The organism is Paludisphaera borealis (genome assembly GCF_001956985.1).
In the GTDB taxonomy this organism is placed as follows: domain Bacteria; phylum Planctomycetota; class Planctomycetia; order Isosphaerales; family Isosphaeraceae; genus Paludisphaera; species Paludisphaera borealis.
Genome location: NZ_CP019082.1, coordinates 4,590,880 through 4,609,511 on the forward strand (window position 1 = coordinate 4,590,880; position 18,632 = coordinate 4,609,511).

At 67.6% G+C, this 18,632-nt stretch carries 15 protein-coding genes; 10 read left to right on the forward strand and 5 right to left on the reverse strand.

What is annotated here, in order from left to right:
- Positions 1-318: 318 nt before the first annotated feature.
- The gene (locus BSF38_RS17790; RefSeq protein WP_076347829.1) at positions 319-2,280 is read right to left on the reverse strand and encodes a primary-amine oxidase; all 1,962 of its coding nucleotides are present in this window, start codon (positions 2,278-2,280) and stop codon (positions 319-321) included.
- A gap of 391 nt (positions 2,281-2,671) precedes the next feature.
- Between BSF38_RS17790 and BSF38_RS17795 the strand changes: the two genes are divergently transcribed.
- The 8 genes from BSF38_RS17795 (at position 2,672) to BSF38_RS17830 (ending at position 10,415) form a co-directional block, all read left to right on the forward strand.
- Complete coding sequence (locus BSF38_RS17795) at positions 2,672-2,902, forward strand: hypothetical protein (RefSeq protein ID WP_210405617.1); 231 nt, start codon at positions 2,672-2,674, stop codon at positions 2,900-2,902.
- A gap of 293 nt (positions 2,903-3,195) precedes the next feature.
- Entirely contained in the window at positions 3,196-3,864 is a 669-nt protein-coding gene (locus tag BSF38_RS17800; RefSeq protein WP_076347831.1) for a GNAT family N-acetyltransferase, read from the forward strand.
- Positions 3,865-4,189: 325 nt separating this feature from the next.
- Positions 4,190-5,137, forward strand: a complete 948-nt coding sequence (locus BSF38_RS17805) for an outer membrane protein assembly factor BamB family protein (RefSeq protein WP_076347833.1) — start codon at positions 4,190-4,192, stop codon at positions 5,135-5,137.
- 252 nt (positions 5,138-5,389) lie between these two features.
- Complete coding sequence (locus tag BSF38_RS17810; protein ID WP_076347835.1) at positions 5,390-6,238, forward strand: carbon-nitrogen hydrolase family protein; 849 nt, start codon at positions 5,390-5,392, stop codon at positions 6,236-6,238.
- Between the two features lie 1,093 nt (positions 6,239-7,331).
- A complete protein-coding gene (locus tag BSF38_RS17815) occupies positions 7,332-8,042 on the forward strand; it encodes a MotA/TolQ/ExbB proton channel family protein (protein ID WP_076347837.1) in 711 nt (236 codons plus the stop codon).
- A 43-nt stretch (positions 8,043-8,085) separates the two neighbouring features.
- Positions 8,086-8,538: an ExbD/TolR family protein gene (locus BSF38_RS17820; RefSeq protein WP_076347839.1), complete on the forward strand. Its 453-nt coding sequence runs from the start codon at positions 8,086-8,088 to the stop codon at positions 8,536-8,538.
- Between the two features lie 57 nt (positions 8,539-8,595).
- Positions 8,596-9,654, forward strand: a complete 1,059-nt coding sequence (locus BSF38_RS17825) for a biopolymer transporter ExbD (RefSeq protein ID WP_420819230.1) — start codon at positions 8,596-8,598, stop codon at positions 9,652-9,654.
- A gap of 32 nt (positions 9,655-9,686) precedes the next feature.
- Entirely contained in the window at positions 9,687-10,415 is a 729-nt protein-coding gene (locus BSF38_RS17830) for a ThuA domain-containing protein (RefSeq protein ID WP_145952202.1), read from the forward strand.
- A gap of 25 nt (positions 10,416-10,440) precedes the next feature.
- Here the strand turns inward: BSF38_RS17830 and galE are convergent, their stop codons facing one another.
- The 4 genes from galE to BSF38_RS17850 all read right to left on the reverse strand — a co-directional run bounded on the left by galE (position 10,441) and on the right by BSF38_RS17850 (position 16,174).
- Positions 10,441-11,424: a UDP-glucose 4-epimerase GalE gene (gene galE, locus BSF38_RS17835; protein WP_076347845.1), complete on the reverse strand. Its 984-nt coding sequence runs from the start codon at positions 11,422-11,424 to the stop codon at positions 10,441-10,443.
- 114 nt (positions 11,425-11,538) lie between these two features.
- Positions 11,539-12,990, reverse strand: a complete 1,452-nt coding sequence (locus BSF38_RS17840) for a galactokinase (RefSeq protein ID WP_083713045.1) — start codon at positions 12,988-12,990, stop codon at positions 11,539-11,541.
- On the reverse strand, positions 12,983-14,029 hold the full coding sequence (galT, locus tag BSF38_RS17845; protein WP_076347847.1) for a galactose-1-phosphate uridylyltransferase: 1,047 nt from the start codon (positions 14,027-14,029) through the stop codon (positions 12,983-12,985). The genes BSF38_RS17840 and galT overlap by 8 nt, the downstream gene beginning before the upstream one ends.
- Positions 14,030-14,257: 228 nt before the next feature.
- Positions 14,258-16,174, reverse strand: a complete 1,917-nt coding sequence (locus BSF38_RS17850) for a hypothetical protein (protein WP_076347849.1) — start codon at positions 16,172-16,174, stop codon at positions 14,258-14,260.
- A 471-nt stretch (positions 16,175-16,645) separates the two neighbouring features.
- On the opposite strand from BSF38_RS17850, the gene BSF38_RS31405 reads away from it, so the two are divergent.
- Both BSF38_RS31405 and BSF38_RS17860 read left to right on the forward strand, forming a co-directional pair.
- On the forward strand, positions 16,646-17,428 hold the full coding sequence (locus tag BSF38_RS31405) for a hypothetical protein (protein ID WP_168189278.1): 783 nt from the start codon (positions 16,646-16,648) through the stop codon (positions 17,426-17,428).
- 138 nt (positions 17,429-17,566) lie between these two features.
- On the forward strand, positions 17,567-18,631 hold the full coding sequence (locus tag BSF38_RS17860; protein ID WP_083713046.1) for a DNA integrity scanning protein DisA nucleotide-binding domain protein: 1,065 nt from the start codon (positions 17,567-17,569) through the stop codon (positions 18,629-18,631).
- Position 18,632 lies beyond the last annotated feature (1 nt).

Sequence of the window (18,632 nt, forward strand, 5' to 3'; positions counted from 1 at the left end):
TGGGCCCTGGAAGCGATCATCGAGGAAAACCCCGTCCCGCCCGAAAACATGGGCAAGGTGCGTCGCATGGCCGACGCGTGGATCCGGTGGGGAGAACGAGAAGGCGTCTCGAAGCATGGAGGCTGACTGGAATTTCCCTCGCCTACCCAGGGGCTAGAATCGTGCCGAAGACGATTGGCCGGAACGGCCGGACGAGGGGTGAACCCCAGGCCGTCGCGCCCCCTCATCCGGCCTTCGGCCACCTTCTCCCGCGAGGGGAGAAGGTATGCTGGCGACAGCCTATTTTGATTACTGTCTGCAATTCACGCGTGGATCTCGCTAGTGGCAGCAGCTCTTGGCCGGGTCTTTCTTCGCCGACGGCGGGACGTCGAGGGCGGGGTTGGCGGTGAAGAATCCGGCCGGCTTGAGGGTGAAGCCGATATAGGCCGTCGGCATCACGGGGTAATCCTCCGGGCGGGGGATGTGGGTGTGGCCGAAGGTGTACCAGAGGACGACGTCGGTCGCCTCGATCGGTCGGTCCTGGTCGGTCCAGCGGAGCAGGCCGTCGCCGCCTCGGCTCTGGTTCGGGTAGTCGCCCGCCCCGTAGCGCTCGTCGGGGCTGAACGGCGTGACCCAGACGTGGTGGTCGACGAACCGCGCCCGCTTGCGCCACCAGGCGTTGGGCGAGGCGAGCGGGAACGCGTTGTCGCCGGGCAGCAGCTTGTAGCCGACGGGCTCGCCGACGTGGTTCTTGGCTTGCGGATTGACGATCTTCCAGGTCCGCGCGGTCTCCAGTTTCAGATGCCCGCGCGCGGCTTTCTCGGTCGTCAGCGGCGTGGCTTCGGCGTGGAAGGCGTTCTCGAACGGGTTGCTCTCGTCGATGGCGTCGGCGACGACGTCGACGCGGTGGACGGTGTTCGCGACGCCGTCGAGGTCGAAGTCGAGCCGCATGTTGAAGAAGTGCTGATGATTGGGCGCGTAGAGCTGCGGAGCGACGAGGCAGCCGTGCTTCGGCGACTCGCCCGGCCGGGCCGCGCCCAGCGACAGGATGCCCGTCAGCTTGATCTCGAACTGGATCGTCCCGTCCTGATACAGATACCAGAAGAAGCCGTACTCGTAGTTCTCGACCGTCGAGATCGACGAGACGACCAGACGCCTCGAACGGCGGACTTCGGGCGCGTCGGGGAGGCGCCGGTCGGTGTGCTTCCAGAGGATGCCGTAGTCTTCCTCGTGCATGCAGACGGCGTTCTTGATCGTCAGCGGCTCGCCCCGGCTGTCGCACAGGTGGGCGTCGAAGTAGCGGATCAGGCCGAGGCAGTCGCAGCCCAGCTCCAGGCTGTTGGCGCACATGCCCATGCCGTACTCGCCGACGTCGAAGGCGTTCTTGCGCCTCTGGGTCTCGCCAGGGTCGCCGTACGGGACGACCATCTCCGTGAGCGAGCCCCGGTAAAGCACCGACCGCTCGCGGCCGTCGTCGTCGTAGCGGAGATGGTTGAGCGTCAGGCCCTCGCGGGCGTTGAACCCGATGACGAACCGCCACTTCTGCCAGGCGACCTGATACCCCTCGACCTCGAAGCTCGGACCCTCGGGCTGGACGATCTCCAGCGGCCGGATGTCGTCGCGGAACCGCTCCTGGCGGCTCGCTCCGTAGTTTGATCCGCCCGGGGGAATCGGCCAGCGCCCGTATTCCTCGATGCGGACGACCTCCATCGTGTTGAGGTCGACGATGGGCCTCAGGCCTTCGATCGGTCGGACGTAGCCGTTGTCGGTCGGGTCGGAGCGGAGGAAGCAGAGCGGCCGGGCCAGGCGTCGGTTGCCGTCCTCCTCCGTGCCGTAGTTCCCGGCGCTCCAGATGTCGACCATGACCAGGCTCGTGTCGTCGACCCCGGTGTGCGCCTTGAGCGCTTTGCGGAACGCGGGACTGGCCAGGACGGCCTGTTCGCACTCGACCTGCTCGTCGATCGTCATCGTCGGCTGGACGCCGGGGACGTGCTCCCAGCTCAGGACGACGTCGTCGGCCAGCGAGACCGACGTCTCGTAGCACGCGTTGGCGGCGTTGTCGAAGAGGACCGCGAAGGCCTCGCGCGGAGGCGCTAGCCCGCCGTCCCAGCCATGGACCGAATCCTTCGCCGGCTCGCGCAGCGCGACCGAGACGAACCGCGTCGTCGGCGTGACCTTGCCCGCATCCCGGAGCAGCGTCACCGTTCGACGCACCTCGTCGGCGCTCAGCGGTTCAAGCGGATGAACGGAACGCGCCCGGGTCGCGGACGTGGCGCGCGAGATCTGGATCGGTTCGAGCATGGGACCTCCGAGGTGCGCAAAGGATTGTGCAGCGTGCTCCCGATTCGCGAAGAGGGCGGACACTCCGGGAGAGACGGAGGAGCCGGCATCGTACCAGATGCCCGGAGTCATGGGCGAGCGAATCCCCAGACCTCCCGCAACGGCCAGGAACATCTCCAAGACGCTGCCTGGATTGCTCCGGACTTTTCGCGGGGGCCCCGCCGTTGGGCCGGCAATTCTCCCTTAAAGAAGGTCTGGATCCGAAATTCGTCCGCTCACATCAAAACCTGGCCTAGGTTGGAGTGTGGACGCTATCACGCAAGCCAGCACGACGACTTGCGGCGTGCGATGCACATCGAAGTGCACAGAAACCTATCATGCGAACATGTGAGACGTGACAAGGAGTCAGGACATGCGGCGACGACGATTCATGCCGGCGGTGAACGCCCTGGAAGTGCGCGAGATGCCCTCGGCGGCCGTCATGCGGCTCGTCGCCTCCGACCCGACCGTGCCGCGCCCGCCGACGAACCCGCCGGTCGAGCCCGCGCCACTGCCCGAGCCGAGCCCTGGGCCGTTCCCGGGATCGAACCCGCCGATCGTGTACCCGCCGGTGCCTCTGGGCGGACCCGTGGGGCCGGCGTAAGGGAATCAATGAGCCTGAAAACGGATACGGACTGTCCCAACGGCGTCATGCTGGTTTGTATCTGTACCCGGATCATCACGGATTGTGGGGGTCTCGGAATAAGTGTCGGGTCGTCCGCGCGCAAGGATTAGGGAGAAGGGGATTCGGCTCCGATCCTCCTGCAACTCAAATGCAAGCCGCGCTATAATTGGGTGCGGCCCGCGCCGGAGTCGACGCCGTTCCCCGCGACGAACACGCGCCTCGGGTCATGCGTTCGTGGTTCGTCGGGAAGTTCGCCCGAGGCTCATAAGACCATGCTCGACAATCCCGTCTGGAATGCTCTTGCGACCCGCCACGCGCATTTCGCCCTGGGAGCCGGGCGGGTGAAGCGTTATCCCGCCGACGTGGCGCCGTTCCTCGCGACCGCTGGCGGCGAGGCCGTCGACAGCGACGAGTCGGCGGACCTGGCGACGCCCGGCGAGGCGCTTTATTTGATGGAAGTGAATCCGTCGCCGCCTGCCGGCTGGGAGGTCGAACGCCGCTCCGCGCTGTTGCAGATGGTGCACGAGCGCCGCGTCGAGGCGACGCCGATCGGCGACGATTACTCCGTCCTCGGGCCGGGCGACGTACCGGACATGCTGGAACTGACGGCGCTGGCGTTCCCCGGATACTTCCGGTCGCGGACCATCGAGATGGGGACCTATTTCGGCGTCCGTCGAGACGGCCGGCTGGTCGCGATGGCGGGCCAGCGGATGTTCCTGGACGGCTGTCGCGAGGTCAGCGGCGTCTGCACGCATCCCGACCACCGAGGCCGGGGCCACGCGAGTCGGCTCATCACCTTGGTCGTCGACGAAATCCTCCAAGACGGCCTGACGCCGTTCCTGCACGTGGCCGGCGACAACGCCGGTGCGAGGACCGCGTACGAAAAGCTCGGCTTCGTCGTGCGCCGCGAGCTGTCGCTGCTTCGCGTCCGTCGATTCTGAACCGTCCGTGAAAGCGAAGGGGCAAGAGAACGGCCTTATCTCTTCCTCCGCTCGCGGCGAAGCGCCAACTTGCACGTCAAGCACTTGCACGCCACCATCTAGAGCGGTTTGCGTCTGGGTTGCGCACGTAGGGGCGTCCCTTGTGGGCGCCCGATCGGCGTCGGCGACTGCGGCGACCCCCGCAATTCGGGCGCCCACAAGGGACGCCCCTACAGTAATGCGGTCTTCCGGATAACCCGGCTGTGCGCAACTCAAAGGTGAACCGCTCTAGGTGAAGTCCGTTAGCCAGTCCGCGCCCCGCCACAACGAAGAGAGAGTTTGCACGATGCACGCACGATCCGCGTTCCACCTTGGGCTTGTTCTCTCCGTTCTGGGCTGGACCGCGACCGCGGACGCCCAGGGGCCCGCGTCGCGTCGTGTTCTGGGCGCGGATCGAGGGCGCCTGGCGATCATCGACGCCAGGGGGGACGTGGAATGGGAGATGCCGCTGAAGTCGCAAGTGCATGATCTGCAATTGCTGCCCAACGGCAACATCCTCACCCACACGGGCGCGGCGACCGTCGTCGAGATCAACCCCGCGAAGGAGATCGTCTGGTCCTACACCTCCGCACCCCGGTCCGGCTACAACGGCCCGATCGAAGTCCACGCGGTTCAGCGACTCGACGACGGCCTGACGATGATCGCCGAGACCGGCAACCGGCGGATCATCGAAGTGAACCGCGAGGGCAAGATCGTCCACTCCGTCGACCTGAAGGTGGAAAAACCGGATTCGCACCGAGACACCCGGCTCGTTCGCAAGCTGGCGAACGGCCACTATCTCGTCTGCCAGGAACTCGACGGAGCCGTTCACGAATACGCCCCCGACGGCGCCATCGTCTGGTCGTACCGGCTCGACCTGGACGGCCGCCCGGCGACCCCCGGCCACGACGGCCACGGAACCGAGGTTTTTGGCGCTCTGAGACTCGCCAGCGGCAACACCCTGATCGCGACCGGCAACGGCAATCGCGTGATCGAGGTCGACCCCGCCGGCCAAGTCGTCTGGAGCATCGGCCACGACGAGCTGCCGGGCATCCACCTGAAGTGGGTCACCTCGCTCGCCGTGCTTCCCAACGGCCACATCGTCTTCGGCAACACCCACGCCGGCCCCAACAACCCCCAACTGATTGAAGTCACCCGAGATAAAAAGGTCGTCTGGACCCTCAAAGATTTCCACACGTTCGGCAACGACCTCGCCGCGGCGGTCGTTTTGGACGAGGCTGGCTCGGCGAAGTAAGGGCTTGTCCACGAACAAGGTCCAATTGTTGGGTCGAAGAAATTCACCACGGAGGAGTCGGAGAATACGGAGGGGGAACGACTCAATGGATTGACCTTCCCGAATCCTTCTCGATTCCTCTCCTCTTCCGCTCCGTATCCTCCGTGTGAATACCTGATTTTCTTCGGCCCCACGTTTCGACTCCACACTTCGAGCTGGACGTTGTTCGTGGACAGCTCCATAGGCCGGGTTTCCTTCAGAAGCGGGTGCGACATGGACTCAGGATCGACGATTCGCGTGGCGGCGGTGCAGATGGAGCCGATGCTTGGGCAGGTGGGCCGCAACCTCGGGCGGATCGTCGCCGGGTTGGAGCATGCGGCGAGCGAAGGGGCGAGGCTGGCGGTTTTCCCCGAATGCGCGCTGTCGGGCTACGGGTTCGAGAGTCGGGAAGACGGGTACGCCCACGCGGTCGCGGTCGACGGGCCGGAGGTGGCGGCGATCGCCGAGGTCGCCGGAAGGACCGGCTGCGGCTGCGTGTTTGGGTTCCTGGAGAAGGACGGCGAGAAGCTTTACAACGCCTGCGCCCTCGTCGGGCCCGTCGGGGTCGTGGGGACGTATCGGAAGATCCACCTGCCGTATCTGGGGATCGACATGCACGTCGACCCCGGCGACCGTCCGCTGGCCGTCCACGAGATCAACGGCCTCCGGATCGGCGTCCAGATCTGCTACGACGGCTCGTTCCCCGAGGCTTCGCGCGTGCTCGCGCTGCTGGGCGCCGACCTGATCGCGTTGCCGACTAACTGGCCCACGTCGGCCGAGTGCGCGGCGGAGCACATGATCCCGACCCGCGCCATGGAGAACACGGTCTACGCCATGGCCGTGAACCGCGTCGGCGTCGAGAGCGGGTTCCGGTTCATCGGCGCCAGCTCGATCGCCGATCCGCCGGGGAACGTCATGGCCAGGGCCGGCGATTCCTCCGAGACGACCCTCTTCGCGGATATCGACCCCGAGAAGGCGCGGACCAAGCGCCTCGTCCGCGTCCCCGGCCGCCACGAGATCAATCGAATCGCCGACCGCCGCCCCGCCTTCTACGGCCCGCTGGTCGAGCCCAACGACCGTTGAACCCCGTTCCCCACATCATGGGGCGGACCGGCTGGCCTGGGGCGGAAGCCAGGGATCGGGAGCCCCGCGGGAATTCCACGGCTCCCGCGTGCATCCTGTCGTAAATTCATAGATAGGCGATGGTGCGCCGCGCTCATTCTCATTTCAGCGGCAGGACATGGAAACCATTATAACGCCGTGGGGACCCCCGGCCTCATGAGAATGGGGATCGCGGTCGGCCGGGTCCGAATACAAGCCCGAAGCGCCAGCGAGTGAATCTCCGTCGGGCCATTGGAACCATCCACTCGCTGGCGCTTCGAGCTTGTAATGGGGCAGGCCTTCGCGAGGCCATTTTCAGATCAAACAGGAGGGGACATCGATCGCCCATCGGCTGCGACGAGTCGAGAAAAACGCGCGATCAAACCCAATCCTGGCGACGCGAAGCGTTTTAGGGCTGGGCGTTGTCAGCCGTCTGAACTCATTACGGCGTTATGGATTGGGACAGTGGACGATGCCCACCCCACGAGGACGATTCCCTTATCTGGATGAGACAATCCGCGCGAACAAAGCCAATCGCGGCGGTGGAGCCCGGCCGGTCGAACCCAGGTCGGGGGCGAGTCGAGCACGGTCCGGCGTTGAGGAAAAACCGCGCGATCAAAGCCAATTCGCGTGCCTCGGGAATCGCGACGAGCGAACCCAAATCGAGGGCGCCCGGCGAGCGGGCGGACGAGGCGGATCGAGGGGCTTGCGGGAGTCGGTTGCGATAGTTCCGCGCGATCGAAGCCAAATTCTGCGTTTGACGTAAGATTCGACGCATAGAGTGGGTTGCGTTCGATGGGCCGGTTCGTGGGCGCGACGGACGAACCCAATCGAAGCCAACGGCCGCGGGAAGGAGCGAGGGGGGCGGCAAGGGAGTCCGCCGGCTGGGGCTCCCTCGTTTTGGGGTCGATCGAAGCCAATCGGCGGGCGTCGGTTCGGGGACGATCGAAGCCAATCGGGGATGGTGGGTCGACTTGCTTGCCGAGGGTGGTCGGCGTAGGTCACAATGAAGGATACAGGACAACGGCGTCGCGCGCTTTCCTCTCCAACCACCAAGAGATGGGACCGACTGCGGATGAGCGTCACCAGGATCATCGATTCGTTCGGCTACGTCATCTATGGGGCCCTCGCGTTCCTGGCGGTCTGGGGCGGGTACAACGCGATCTTGCTGTACCGCTCGCTGGGCAAGAAAACGCTCAAGGACCCCAAGCCCCTGATCCTTCAGATCCAGGAGCTTTGCCAGGCCCGCAAGTTCGACGCCGCGATCAGCGTCTGCCAGAGCCCGGCCTACTGGCACACGGCGCTCGGCCAGTTGATCGCCGTCGCGCTCAAGAACCGGAGCAAGCCGCTGGCGAAGACTAAGCAGCTCCTGGTCACCGAGTTTCACACCGAGGTGATCGCCGAGATGGAGAACCGGCTTGGGTCGGTTTCAACGATTGTGCGGATGGGGCCGCTTCTCGGGCTGGTCGGCACGGTCGCCAGTATGATCGCGGCGTTCGGACGGATCGGCAGCTCGGCGAAGGTGAACCCCAACGCGCTGGCGTCCGACATCAGCCTGGCGCTCTGGGCCACCGGGGCGGGGCTCTTGATCGCCAACCCGATGATGCTGATCGGCAACGACGTCCACGCCAAGCTGCGGCGGCTCCGCGACCGGACCGAGCGGCAGTTGCAGGACGTCCTCGACATCCTCGAACCCATCGAAGCCCAGGACGCCGCCGCCGCGGCCCGAGCCTCGCGTCCCGGCGAGCCCGCCCCGGCCCCGGCCCGAGCGACGTCCCCGCGCTAGTTTTTGATCCCCATCGAGCCCGAGCACGAGACGAGTTGGCCCCATGCTGCTTCGCCGCGAATCGACCGAGGAGCGTGACGAGCACATCGACATGACGCCGATGGTCGACGTCGTGTTCCAGCTCATGACGTTCATGCTGTTCTCGTCCCAGATGTCCGGCGGCGAGCTGGTCGACGTCCCCCCGGCGCGGCACGGGGTCGGGGTCGAGGAGTCGGCGGCGACGTTCCTCACCCTGCTCAAGCCGGGGCCGGGCGAGGCCGAAGCCCAGCTCCTTCTGGGGCACGGCAAGGGGCCGAGGGCCACGCTCGACCAGGCCCGCGACGCGGTGGCCGAGGCCGCCCGCAACGGCATCCACAAGGTGATCCTTCAGGCCGACGGCGACGTCCCCCACGGCAAGGTGCTCGAAGCCGCCGCCGCCGTCTCGCAGGTCGAGGGCGTCACCGTCCACGTCGGCGTTCAGGAAGCCGCGAACGCGACCGGGGCCCCGGAACCCTGACCCGACCCGATCCGACCCGATCCCAGCACCCCCAACCGAGAGACGGCGCCTGTGGCCTTGTGGGACGTATTTCACTCCGATCGACTGGAGCTGGTTCGCGGCCAGTCGCCCGAGCAGATCAGCGCGGGGCTGGCCTCGGGCGAAATCCGCGACGACGACCTGGTCCGCCCGTCGGGAACCACCGTCGCTTGGGTCCGGATCGCCGAGGTCCCCGAACTTCTGCAACCGCCGGCCGAGGCTCCGCCCCCGACCCCGGTCCCGCCCCCGATCCCGCCCCCGCCGTCGGCCGAAGACCTGGTCTCGTTCCCCGTCCTGGTCGACGAAGCCCCGGCCGCCGCGCCGGCTCTCGCCTGGCCTGTTGACGACGATTATGAGGATGACGACGAGGAGCCCAAGGACGACGATTATGAGGAGATTGGCAGCGACCCGGCGGCACCGGTCCCGGCCGAGAAGATCATCCCCTCGTGGGAGCTGACCGCCGACGACCTGAGGTTCGACCGCACGCCTCCCCCGAGTTCCTCCAGCCACGTGGCGCTGCCGGTGGTTCGCTCGCGCGACGCCGTGCCGGCCGTCGAGGTGGACGACGAGGACGAGGATGACGAACCGGTCATCTCGCTGACCCGCTCGGGCCCGCCGAAGGTCGAGGAGCTGGACCTGGCGGCGATGGTCGACGTGGCGTTCCAGCTCGTGCTGTTCTTCCTGGTCACCGCGACGACGATCCTGTACAAGACCCTGGAGATCCCCAAGCCGTCGGCCGAGGCCCCGCCGAGCGCCGTCGCCCAGGGCCGCTCGCAGACGCTCGACGACCTGAAGGACGACTATATCCTGGTGGAGATCGACGCCGAGGGGAACATCAAGCTCGACCGCGAACCGGTCGCCGCCCAGATGGAGAGCCTCGCCGAGCAGCTCCGCGTCGCCCGCGAGAAGACCGGCCGCAAGACTATGCTCCTCTCCGCCGAATTCACCACCCCCCACCGCAGCGCCGTGCTCGCCTACGACGCCGCCAACGAGATCGGACTGGGAATCGCCATCGCCAAGCCCGCCCCGCCCCAGGGCCCCGCGCCCGCCCTCAAGCCGCCCGCCCCGGCCGCCAAGCCGGCAGCGCCCCCCTCCTGAAGCCTCCCACCCCCCGCGAAAGGAGAGCCGACGTGCACTATGCGATGCTCGCCCTACTTGCCGCCGCCTCGCTCATCCCGGCTTCCGTCGACGAGGCCCCCAAGGCGCCGGTGAAGGTGCTGCTGGTGACTGGCGTCGATCATCCGGCCCACGAGTGGAAGAAGTCGGCGCCGGCGCTGCGCGACGTGCTAGAGGACGGCGGGCGGTGCGCGGTTCGGATCGTCGAAGACCCGGAAGTGCTGGGGACGGACGTGGTCTTCGACTACGACGTGGTGGTGATCCACTTTCGCAACGACAAGCCGCTGGCGCGCGACCGGCAGGCGCGGGCCAACCTGACGAAGCTGGCGGACCAGGGGAGGGGGCTTGTGTTGATCCACTTCGCCTGCGGCGCGTTCGGCGGATCGGCCGATTACGAGGAGCTGGCGGGCATGGTCTGGGACGGCAAGAATACGCACGATCCGCGTGGGGCGTTCACGGTCCACGTCGTCGACGCCGGCCATCCGATCACGGCGGGCCTGGGCGACTTCACGACCGACGACGAGCTGTACATCGGGCTTGAAGAGCGCCGGCCGGTCCACGTGCTGGCTTCGGCCCAGTCGAAGGTGACGGGCCGCGACCACCCGATGGCGTTCACCGTCGAGCAGGGCCCCGGCCGCGTCTTCCACTCGGCCCTCGGCCATGACGCCCGGGCGCTCCAGGTCCCAGCCGCCGCCGAGCTGATCCGCCGCGGCACGCTCTGGACGGCGGGACGCACGCCCTGAGCGTCGCGTGTCGTCGGGATCGAGATCAGTCGCCGTAGCCGTTGGGGTGCTTCTGATGCCATCGCCAGGCGGATTCGACGATCGGCGCGATGCTGGTGAACCGGGGGGTCCAGCCCAGTTCGCGGCGGGCGAGGCTGGCGTCGGCGACGAGGGCCGGCGGGTCGCCGGCGCGGGGGCCGGCGATCACGGCCGGGATCGCGTGGCCGGTGATCCGGCGGCAGGCGTCGACGACCTCCTTGACGCTCGTCCCCTGGCCGGTGCCGAGGTTGCACTTGAACTCGGTCCCCGGCTCCAGGCGTTCGAGGGCCGAGATGTGGGCCGAGGCCAGGTCGTCGACGTGGATATAGTCGCGGATGCAGGTGCCGTCGGGCGTGGGGAGCTTGTCGCCGAAGATCGTGATGTGCTCGCGCTGGCCGAGCGCGACCTGGAGCACCAGCGGGATCAGGTGGGTCTCGGGGTCGTGGTCCTCGCCGAGGTCGCCGTCGGCCGAGGCGCCCGACGCGTTGAAGTACCGCAGCGCGGCGTAACCCCACTTGTACGCCTTGGCGTAGTCGGCCAGGGCGCGCTCGATCACCAGCTTGGTGTATCCATACGGATTGATGGGGTTCTGGGCCTGGGACTCGCGAATGGGGACGCTCTCGGGCTCGCCGTAGGTCGCGCAGGTGCTCGAAAAGACAATCCGCCGCACCCCCACGGCCCGCATGGCGTCCATCAGCGAAAGCGTGCCGACGACGTTGTTATGATAATACTTCCCCGGATCGGTCACCGACTCGCCCACGTAGGCGAAAGCCGCGAAGTGCATCACGGCGTCGATCTTATGGGCTTTCAGGGCCGCTTCCAGCTTCGGCCGGTCGAGCAGGTCCCCCTCGATCAGCCGCCCCGGCGCGACGGCGCCGCGATGGCCGAAGACGAGGTTGTCATAGGCCCAGACCTCGTGGCCGGCATTCGCCAGCATCCGCGCCGCGTGCGAGCCGACGTAGCCCGCGCCTCCCGAAACAAGCACATTCATCGTCGACCTCTCCCGTCCCTTGCTGTCCGTTTCCGATTCCGATTCGCGGAAGATCCGATTGTAACCGAGATCGGCTTCGGCGTCCGGATCGTCGGCGATTTCGAGGTCGGCGGCTCAGCGCGGGACGCGGCGGACGCCGAAGGCTTCGGCCCCGGCCGAGGAGCCCGAGAAGACGTGCGCAGGGCGACCCGTGCGCTCCTCGTAGGTCCGGGCGATCCGCGCGACCTCGTCTCCGGCGTCGGCTCGGCCCAGGACGGCGACGGTCCCGCCGCTGCCGCCGCCGGTGATCTTGGCGCCGAACAGGCCCGCGTCGGAACCCGCCGCGCGGACCAAGTCGACCAGCAGATCGGTGCCGTCGGAGCCCAGTCCGCAGATCGAATAACTCTCGTGCGAGGTGGCCATCATCTCGCCCAGCTCGCCGAGGAGGTCGTCGTCGGGCTCGTACGCCAGCAGCGCGGCGAACCGGACGACCCGATTGTGCTCGTGGACCGCGTGGGTCGCCGGCCAGCGCACGGCGTAGGTTCGGCTGGGATCGACCCGCGTGGCCGGGTCGGTCGTGCCGCCGTACTGCGCGAGGAAGGCGTCGCCCCGCATGGTCCTCGGCAGCAGTTCGGCGAACCGGCTGACGAACTCGGCGGGGTCGACGTTCGCCAGCCGGCCCGACCACCGTTCGTCGTCGACCCACATGAGACCGGCGCGGTTCGGCCCGGCGGTCGGCAAGCCTTGCAGCTCGGCGAGGATGCGATATCCCATGAACGCCCCGATGCGCACCGACGTGTAGTCGCCCCCCGTGACCGCGTGCCGGATGCCCGAGTCGATCCCCCAGAAGCCGATCGATTCGTGGGGACGGATGAAGCCCTGGACCTCGGCCGGCTGGCAGAGCAGGGCCAGCAGCGAGCCGGAACGGCCGACGGCCGCGGTCATCTGGTCCATGATCCCGCAGGCCGCGCCGACGACCTGGTTCTCGGCCTTCTGGCAGAGCAGGGCGGTCTGTTCGCCGGAGAGGGGAACCTCCAACAACCCGGCGATGGCGGACATCGCCGCGACTTCGAGCGCGGCCGACGAGCTGACCCCCTTGGCCTCCGGCACCTGCGAATCGATCACGACCCGCAGCCCGCCGCCGGGGGGCGCGCCGCCGTCCCGGGCCAGCACGACGACGACCCCGGCGATGTACGATCCCCAGTGGTCGTCGGGCCGCGCGGCGAACCAGTCGCGGGCGGCGCCGCACCCCTCGTTGAAGAACCGATCGAGCGTGCCGCCGTCGATCGCCAGCGTGCGAGCCGGGCCGCCGTCGGCCGCGAGGCTGACGATCCGCAAGCCCGGCGCCGGGTCGTGCTGGGCCGCGGCCAGGGCGGCTTCGCGGATCGGTCGCTGGAGGACGAGCGATCCCGAGTAATCGGCGATCCCCCCCATCACGTCGAGCCGCCCCGGCGCGCGGGCGACGACGAACGGCTCGGCTGGATCGAACCATGGAAGCGACGCGCCCGGCTCGCCGCCGACCTTCAGCCGGGCGATGAATGCATCGACTTCCGCCTCTTCGTCGGGGAACGTCCCGGGCTCAACCATGCGTCGTTCTCTCCGCTTCGTGCTTGTAGAGGATCGGGGAGACGGCGCGAAGCTCGGCGGCCTTCTCCTCGGGCGCGGTGTCGCTGAGGAACGAGCCGCCGCCGATCTCGGGGCCGGCGAGGTACTTGAGGAGGTTCGGCTTGCGAAGCGGAGGATGGAACTCGATATGAAAATGAAAGCCGTCGTGAGTCCGCCCGTCGGTCGGCGCCTGGTGCAGGGCCATGACGTACGGGAACGGCGCGCGCCAGAGGTTGTCGAACCGGATCACGACCTCGTGGAGCACGGCGGCGAAGTCGTCGACCTCGGCGGCCGACAGGTCGGCGAGGCTGGCGCACGGCCTTCGCGGCGTGACGAACGTCTCGTAGGCGTAACGGGCGAAGTAGGGGACGAACGCCAGCGCCGAGCCGCGCCGGGCGATGATCCGCCGGCCGTCGCTCTCCTCGGCGGCGACGATCTCCTCCATCATCGTCCGGCGGTGGTCGTCCCAGAACCTCCGCGCGACGGCCGCCTCGTTGGCGATGGTCTTGAACACGAAGTTGGTCGCGTAGATCTGGCAGTGCGGGTGCGGGTTGGAGACCCCCACGACCTCGCCCTTGTTCTCAAACATCAAGACGTGCTCGACCTCGGGCCGGCCGCCCAACTCGCGGTACTGCGCCTGCCAGGTTTCGAGCAGCGCGACGACCTGGTCGCGCCGAAGCTCGGCGAGCGTCAGGTCGTGCCGAGGGGCGTAGCAGACGACCCGCGCGATCCCCTCCGCCGCCGCGTTGCGGTAGAAGCCCGCCGGCCGCTCCAGCTCGCGAGGCGCGTCGGGGCCCACGCAGGGCATGTCGTTGTCGAACACGTAAACGCCCCGGTAGTCCGGGTTCCGCGCGCCGCTCACCCGGACGTTGCCGGGGCAGAGCGGACAGCTCGCGACGTAGTCGGGGACCGCCTTCGCGCCCCCTTCCACGGTCTCGCCCGCCCAGGGCCGGCTGTTCCGGTGGGCCGCGACGATCACCCACTCCTCCCGCAACGGATGCCAGCGCTGCTCCCACGTCATGGTCGGACGACGGCCTCGTACGGGGTGATGATCGATGGTGCCTCATCCAAGGTAATACGGGCGGAGCTGGAAGACCAGATCATGGAGAAGCGGGCGGGGGCGAAGCCTCTTCTCTTCCCCTGGGAGAAGGCGGCCGAAGGTCGGATGAGGGTCGTCACGGATCTCGAAATCCCGCGACCCTCATCCGCCGCTGCGCGGCACCTTCTCGCGGCGGCCTATCCTCATCGGTCAAGCCTGGGGGCGGTCGTGGGGCTGGGAGAGGGGGCCGACTTCCTGAAGGCCGGGGACGACGGTGACGCCGTTGCGGCTGCCGACGGTTCGGGCGGTCGAGAGGATCGATACGTTCGTGCGTTTCTGGATGTTGATGTGGGTGACGGGTTCGCCGATGATCGTCGAGTTCGACATGCGTCGGAACGAGACCAGGTTGAGGTTGCCGGCGTTGTTGAGGACCAGGCCGTTGGCGTCGGTTCCGCGGACCGACTGGATGTTGCCCTGGACGTCGATCAGGACCGTGCCGGCGAGGTCGGGGCGGAAGCTCTCGCTCAGGTCTGTGAGCTGGTTCGGGTAGTTGATCACGATCGGCCCCCGGCTGGTGAGCGACACCTGGCCGTAGAGCTGCACGGTGTTGGGGACCGCGGCGCCGGAACTGTTCTTGCCCACGGTGTTGACGGCCAGGCTGCGGTCGACGCTCCCCACCGAGACGGCCGTCTGGTTGGGGTTGCCGGCGGGGATCGCCACATAGTTCCCCCCCTGGGTGAACGCCTTCTGCTGGACCGTGCTGAAGCTGTAGAGCAGGCTCAGGCTGCCGTTCTCGAGGGGGACCGACGTGGTCGTCGAGACGTTCAGGTAGCCGAGCTGGTTCTCGAGCGGTTGCAGCGAGTTGAACGGGGCGGCGACCGACGTATAAACCTGGTTCGATCCGGGAAGGCCGGTCACGCCCCCCAGCAGCGAGAGGCCCGACGGCGGTGTGTAGGGGGCGGGATTCCCCACCGGCTGGACGACCGTGCCGGCGGCGAGGCTGGCGGCCACGTCGAGCATCTGGAGCTGGTTCGCGGTCGTGTTGCCGATCACCGTCACCGAGTCGGTCGAGCCGACGTCGCTGAAGCCCGCCGGCACGCTGAACGAGCCCAGAGCGGTCCCGTAAGTCGCGTCGTAGACCGAGACGGTCGTCCCCGAGTCGACCAGAAGGACCTGCCGCTGGTTGTCGCGGCCGAGGGCGACCCCCACGTCGGCCGGCGCCCCGGCGACCTTGATCGGCGCGAACGACGTATCCACCACCCCGGTGTTCGCCTGGAGGTCGAGCTGGAACCGGACGACCTGGCCGGCGACCGGGTCGTAACCGAAGATCCGCACGTCGTTCAGGAGGTTGGGCGCGGGGGCGTCGCCGTTGACGTGGTCGATGGCCACGACCACGCCCGGCGGCGCGGGGGGCGGGCCCGGATTGCCGTTCGTCGATTGGAGCAGGAGGTTGCCGGCCGAGACGAACTCGCCGTCGGACCCCGCGAGCGTCTGCACGAGGAAGACGTTGCTGACCACGCTGTTGTTGATGTTGTTGCTTGTGGTCGAGATCGAGCCCGTCGTGGTGGTCGTGGTCGTGGTGCTGCCCGAGGTGGTCGTGGTGGTCGTCGTCTGCACGGGCAGGTCGCGGAGCTGGATCTGCGAGTTCGGCCCGGCCGACCGGAGGCCCAGCGTGCCGATGCCGGCGGTGACGTTCACCGTGCCGTTGGGGATGAGGTCGAACTTGCGGAGGTTGATCATGCCGATCAACGGCGAGCCGATCCCGCTGAGGCTGTTGGTCGTGCCGCTCACGGCCTGGTCGTGACTGTAGATGGTCGCCAGCAGCGCCCGGCCGGTCCCGCCGTGGACGTCGCTGGTGATCTTCGAATAGGAGTTCGTCCGGCCGTACCGCAGATTGAGGGCGCCGGCGGAGTCTACGAACGTCCCTTCCAGAGTGCCCCGACCCTTGATCGTGAGCGCGACTCGAGTCCCCTCGGGAGTCGAATACGCGAACTTTTGGCCGTTATTGGAGAACACGCCGTTCGATGCGGTCGCGGAGACGACCTGGGCGAGCGGTTCCGCGACGGACGTCGCGCTCATGACGCATCGTTGCTCCAGCCCGTCCATCATGGGCTGGACCCGACGCATCAGGCTCCTCCTGGTGTCCGACGGTGTTCGCCCCATCGCTCATCCTCCCTGCTCGCCGACCTCTTCCCAAAGAGCGATCCTTCGCCCTTCGGCCCGTCCACTGGTTATGATTTCGGCAATCCGGTCATTCGCCATAACCCGGTCTTGCGGCGAATTCCCTTCTGGTGGCAAAACAGTCGGCCAAGGCCAGCCTGTCGCAATCCCGCTATGCGGAATCTGGGAAGTCCAGGTAGGATGAGGCGGGCGGTGGGCGGTTCTTGATGCAGCGATTGGGCCGAATCTGCAATTCGTGCCGCATGCTTCGCCGATGTCCCTAGCAAGAGCGCATCCAGGCCGGTAAATTGGCGGGGATGGTTCACGCCGGAACGTCCGGAGTCACGGACGGTTTCGATCGGAACGAGGTAATTCGGGAAGGCCCGCGCCGGCTTCGTTCGGAGGGCCCCCCGCGATGCAGACAAAAGGAGAACGCTGGTGGTGCGTCGAAATCTCTTGCTTGCGTGGTCGTTCGGTCTCGTCGCGTCGTTGAGCTTTGCCGGGACGGGTCGCGCGTTCGCCCAGGACGCGGTCAAAGCCCCGGCTCCGGCCGCGAAGGTCGAAGTCAAAGAAGCGGCCAAGCCGGAAGAACCGAAGAAGGACGAGGCCAAGAAAGAGGAGCCGAAGAAGGAAGAGGCCAAGGCCCCGGAAGTGCCGGCCGAGCTTCCGCCGCCGACGGTTCCCCCCGAGGTCGAGGCCAAGCTTGAGGCCGCCCGTCACGCCGTGGCCGAGGCGATCGTCGCCGCCCAGGACGCCGGGCTCGTCGACAGCTCGATCGACCCGCCGCCGATCCTCGACATCCTCATCAAGGGCTACGCGGTCGACGCCCGGACCCTCAAGAACGCGGCTGGCAAGAAGCCCTACCCGGTCAGCCCCGAAGTCTTCGGCGCCTGGTTCACCGGCTACGGCAAGACCGAGGGAATCAATTACCAGACCGACGTCCGGATCGTGAACCCCAGCGCCGGCCTTAAGGCCTGGTACGACCAGCGGGCCAGCATCCTGAACCGCCACATCGAAGCCGTCCGCAAGGCCAAGGGGCCGGCCCCCGCGCCCAAGGCCGAAGAGCCGAAGAAGGAAGAGGCCAAGAAAGAGGAGCCGAAGAAGGAAGAGCCCAAGGCCGAGGTCAAGAAGGAAGAGCCCAAGGCGGAAGCGCCCAAGGCTGAGGTCAAGGCCGAAGCGCCCAAGGCGGAAGCCGTGAAGGAAGCGCCGAAGTCCGAGTGACCCGACCAGAGCTGAGCCGGTTCTGGAACCGTCAGCCTACGCCCGGCCCGTCGCGTGTCATCGCGGGGCCGGGCAGGCGTCCACCGCCCGGGCGATCCCCGGGCGTTTCTACTGTTCTTTTTCATGAGGCCGCATCTTGTGACGCCCACCAACGTCTCGAAGGGGACGGCTCCGCTGCCGATCTTGTCGATCGCCGCGGAAGCCGCCCAGCGGTTGGGCGCGGCGGGCGTGCTGGTAATGCCCGAGGGGCCGCTGGAGTGGGACCTCGTGCGCTCCGTCACCAACGGCGACGTCGATTTCCTCCTGGCCAGCTCGTCCGATCGGCAGGTCGAGGCGATCAAGAAGGCCGGCCTGACGGCGATCGAGCTGGAGCCGACCGAGGCGGGCATCGCCGAGCGGATCACCCTGGCCCTGATCGAGGCCGTCGCCAACGACCTGCTCAAGGCGGGCGCCCGCGTGGTCGTCGTCTACTCGGGCTTCGAGGCCGAGGCGCTCGACTCGATCACCGTGATCCGCCTGGGCGAGCACCTCGAACGGCTCTCCGCCCGCGATCTCCGGGCGCTCGAAACCTCGGTCCCGTTCGAGACCCTCAAGGCCGTGGTCGACACGGCGGTCGAGATCGGTCGTGAAGGTCGCGAAGGCAAGGCGGTCGGCTCGCTGATCGTCGTCGGCGACGTTCGCAACGTCCTGGCACGCACCCGGCCGCTCGGCTTCGACCCCTTCAAGGGCTACCGTCGCAAGGAACGCAACGTCCGCGACCTCCGCGTTCGCGAGGCGATCAAGGAGATCGCCCAGATGGACGGCGCGTTCATCGTCGCCCGCGACGGCACCGTCGAGGCCGCTTGCCGGCTGATCGACGCCCCCGTCGCCGGCCTGACCCTGCCCAAGGGGCTGGGGACCCGGCACTGGGCCGCCGCCGCCATCACCGCCGTAACCAAGGCCGTGGCGGTCGTCGTCAGCCAGTCGAACGGCACCGTCCGCCTCTTCCAGGACGGCGAGGTCATCCTCCGCATCGCCCCCATGCGCCACGCCCGGGCGATGAAGTGGCAGGACGCCGAGAGCGAACCCGCCCCCCCTCGCGAACGCGACCGCGAGCGGGAACGGGACCGCGACAAGGAGAAGGAGAAAGAGAAGGACAAGGACAAGTCCCCGCCCGCCAAGTCCTCCGAAAACGGTCCCGTCGCGGCTCCTCGATCGAGCTGAG

What these genes read in the sequence shown, in the direction of transcription:
- BSF38_RS17795 (WP_210405617.1), top strand. Translation starts at nt 2,672, where the DNA reads ATGCGGCGACGACGATTCATGCCGGCGGTGAACGCCCTGGAAGTGCGC.
- galE (WP_076347845.1), bottom strand. Translation starts at nt 11,424, where the DNA reads ATGAATGTGCTTGTTTCGGGAGGCGCGGGCTACGTCGGCTCGCACGCG.
- BSF38_RS17810 (WP_076347835.1), top strand. Translation starts at nt 5,390, where the DNA reads ATGGACTCAGGATCGACGATTCGCGTGGCGGCGGTGCAGATGGAGCCG.
- BSF38_RS17820 (WP_076347839.1), top strand. Translation starts at nt 8,086, where the DNA reads ATGCTGCTTCGCCGCGAATCGACCGAGGAGCGTGACGAGCACATCGAC.
- BSF38_RS17850 (WP_076347849.1), bottom strand. Translation starts at nt 16,174, where the DNA reads ATGCGTCGGGTCCAGCCCATGATGGACGGGCTGGAGCAACGATGCGTC.
- galT (WP_076347847.1), bottom strand. Translation starts at nt 14,029, where the DNA reads ATGACGTGGGAGCAGCGCTGGCATCCGTTGCGGGAGGAGTGGGTGATC.
- BSF38_RS17815 (WP_076347837.1), top strand. Translation starts at nt 7,332, where the DNA reads ATGAGCGTCACCAGGATCATCGATTCGTTCGGCTACGTCATCTATGGG.
- BSF38_RS17790 (WP_076347829.1), bottom strand. Translation starts at nt 2,280, where the DNA reads ATGCTCGAACCGATCCAGATCTCGCGCGCCACGTCCGCGACCCGGGCG.
- BSF38_RS17805 (WP_076347833.1), top strand. Translation starts at nt 4,190, where the DNA reads ATGCACGCACGATCCGCGTTCCACCTTGGGCTTGTTCTCTCCGTTCTG.
- BSF38_RS17800 (WP_076347831.1), top strand. Translation starts at nt 3,196, where the DNA reads ATGCTCGACAATCCCGTCTGGAATGCTCTTGCGACCCGCCACGCGCAT.
- BSF38_RS17840 (WP_083713045.1), bottom strand. Translation starts at nt 12,990, where the DNA reads ATGGTTGAGCCCGGGACGTTCCCCGACGAAGAGGCGGAAGTCGATGCA.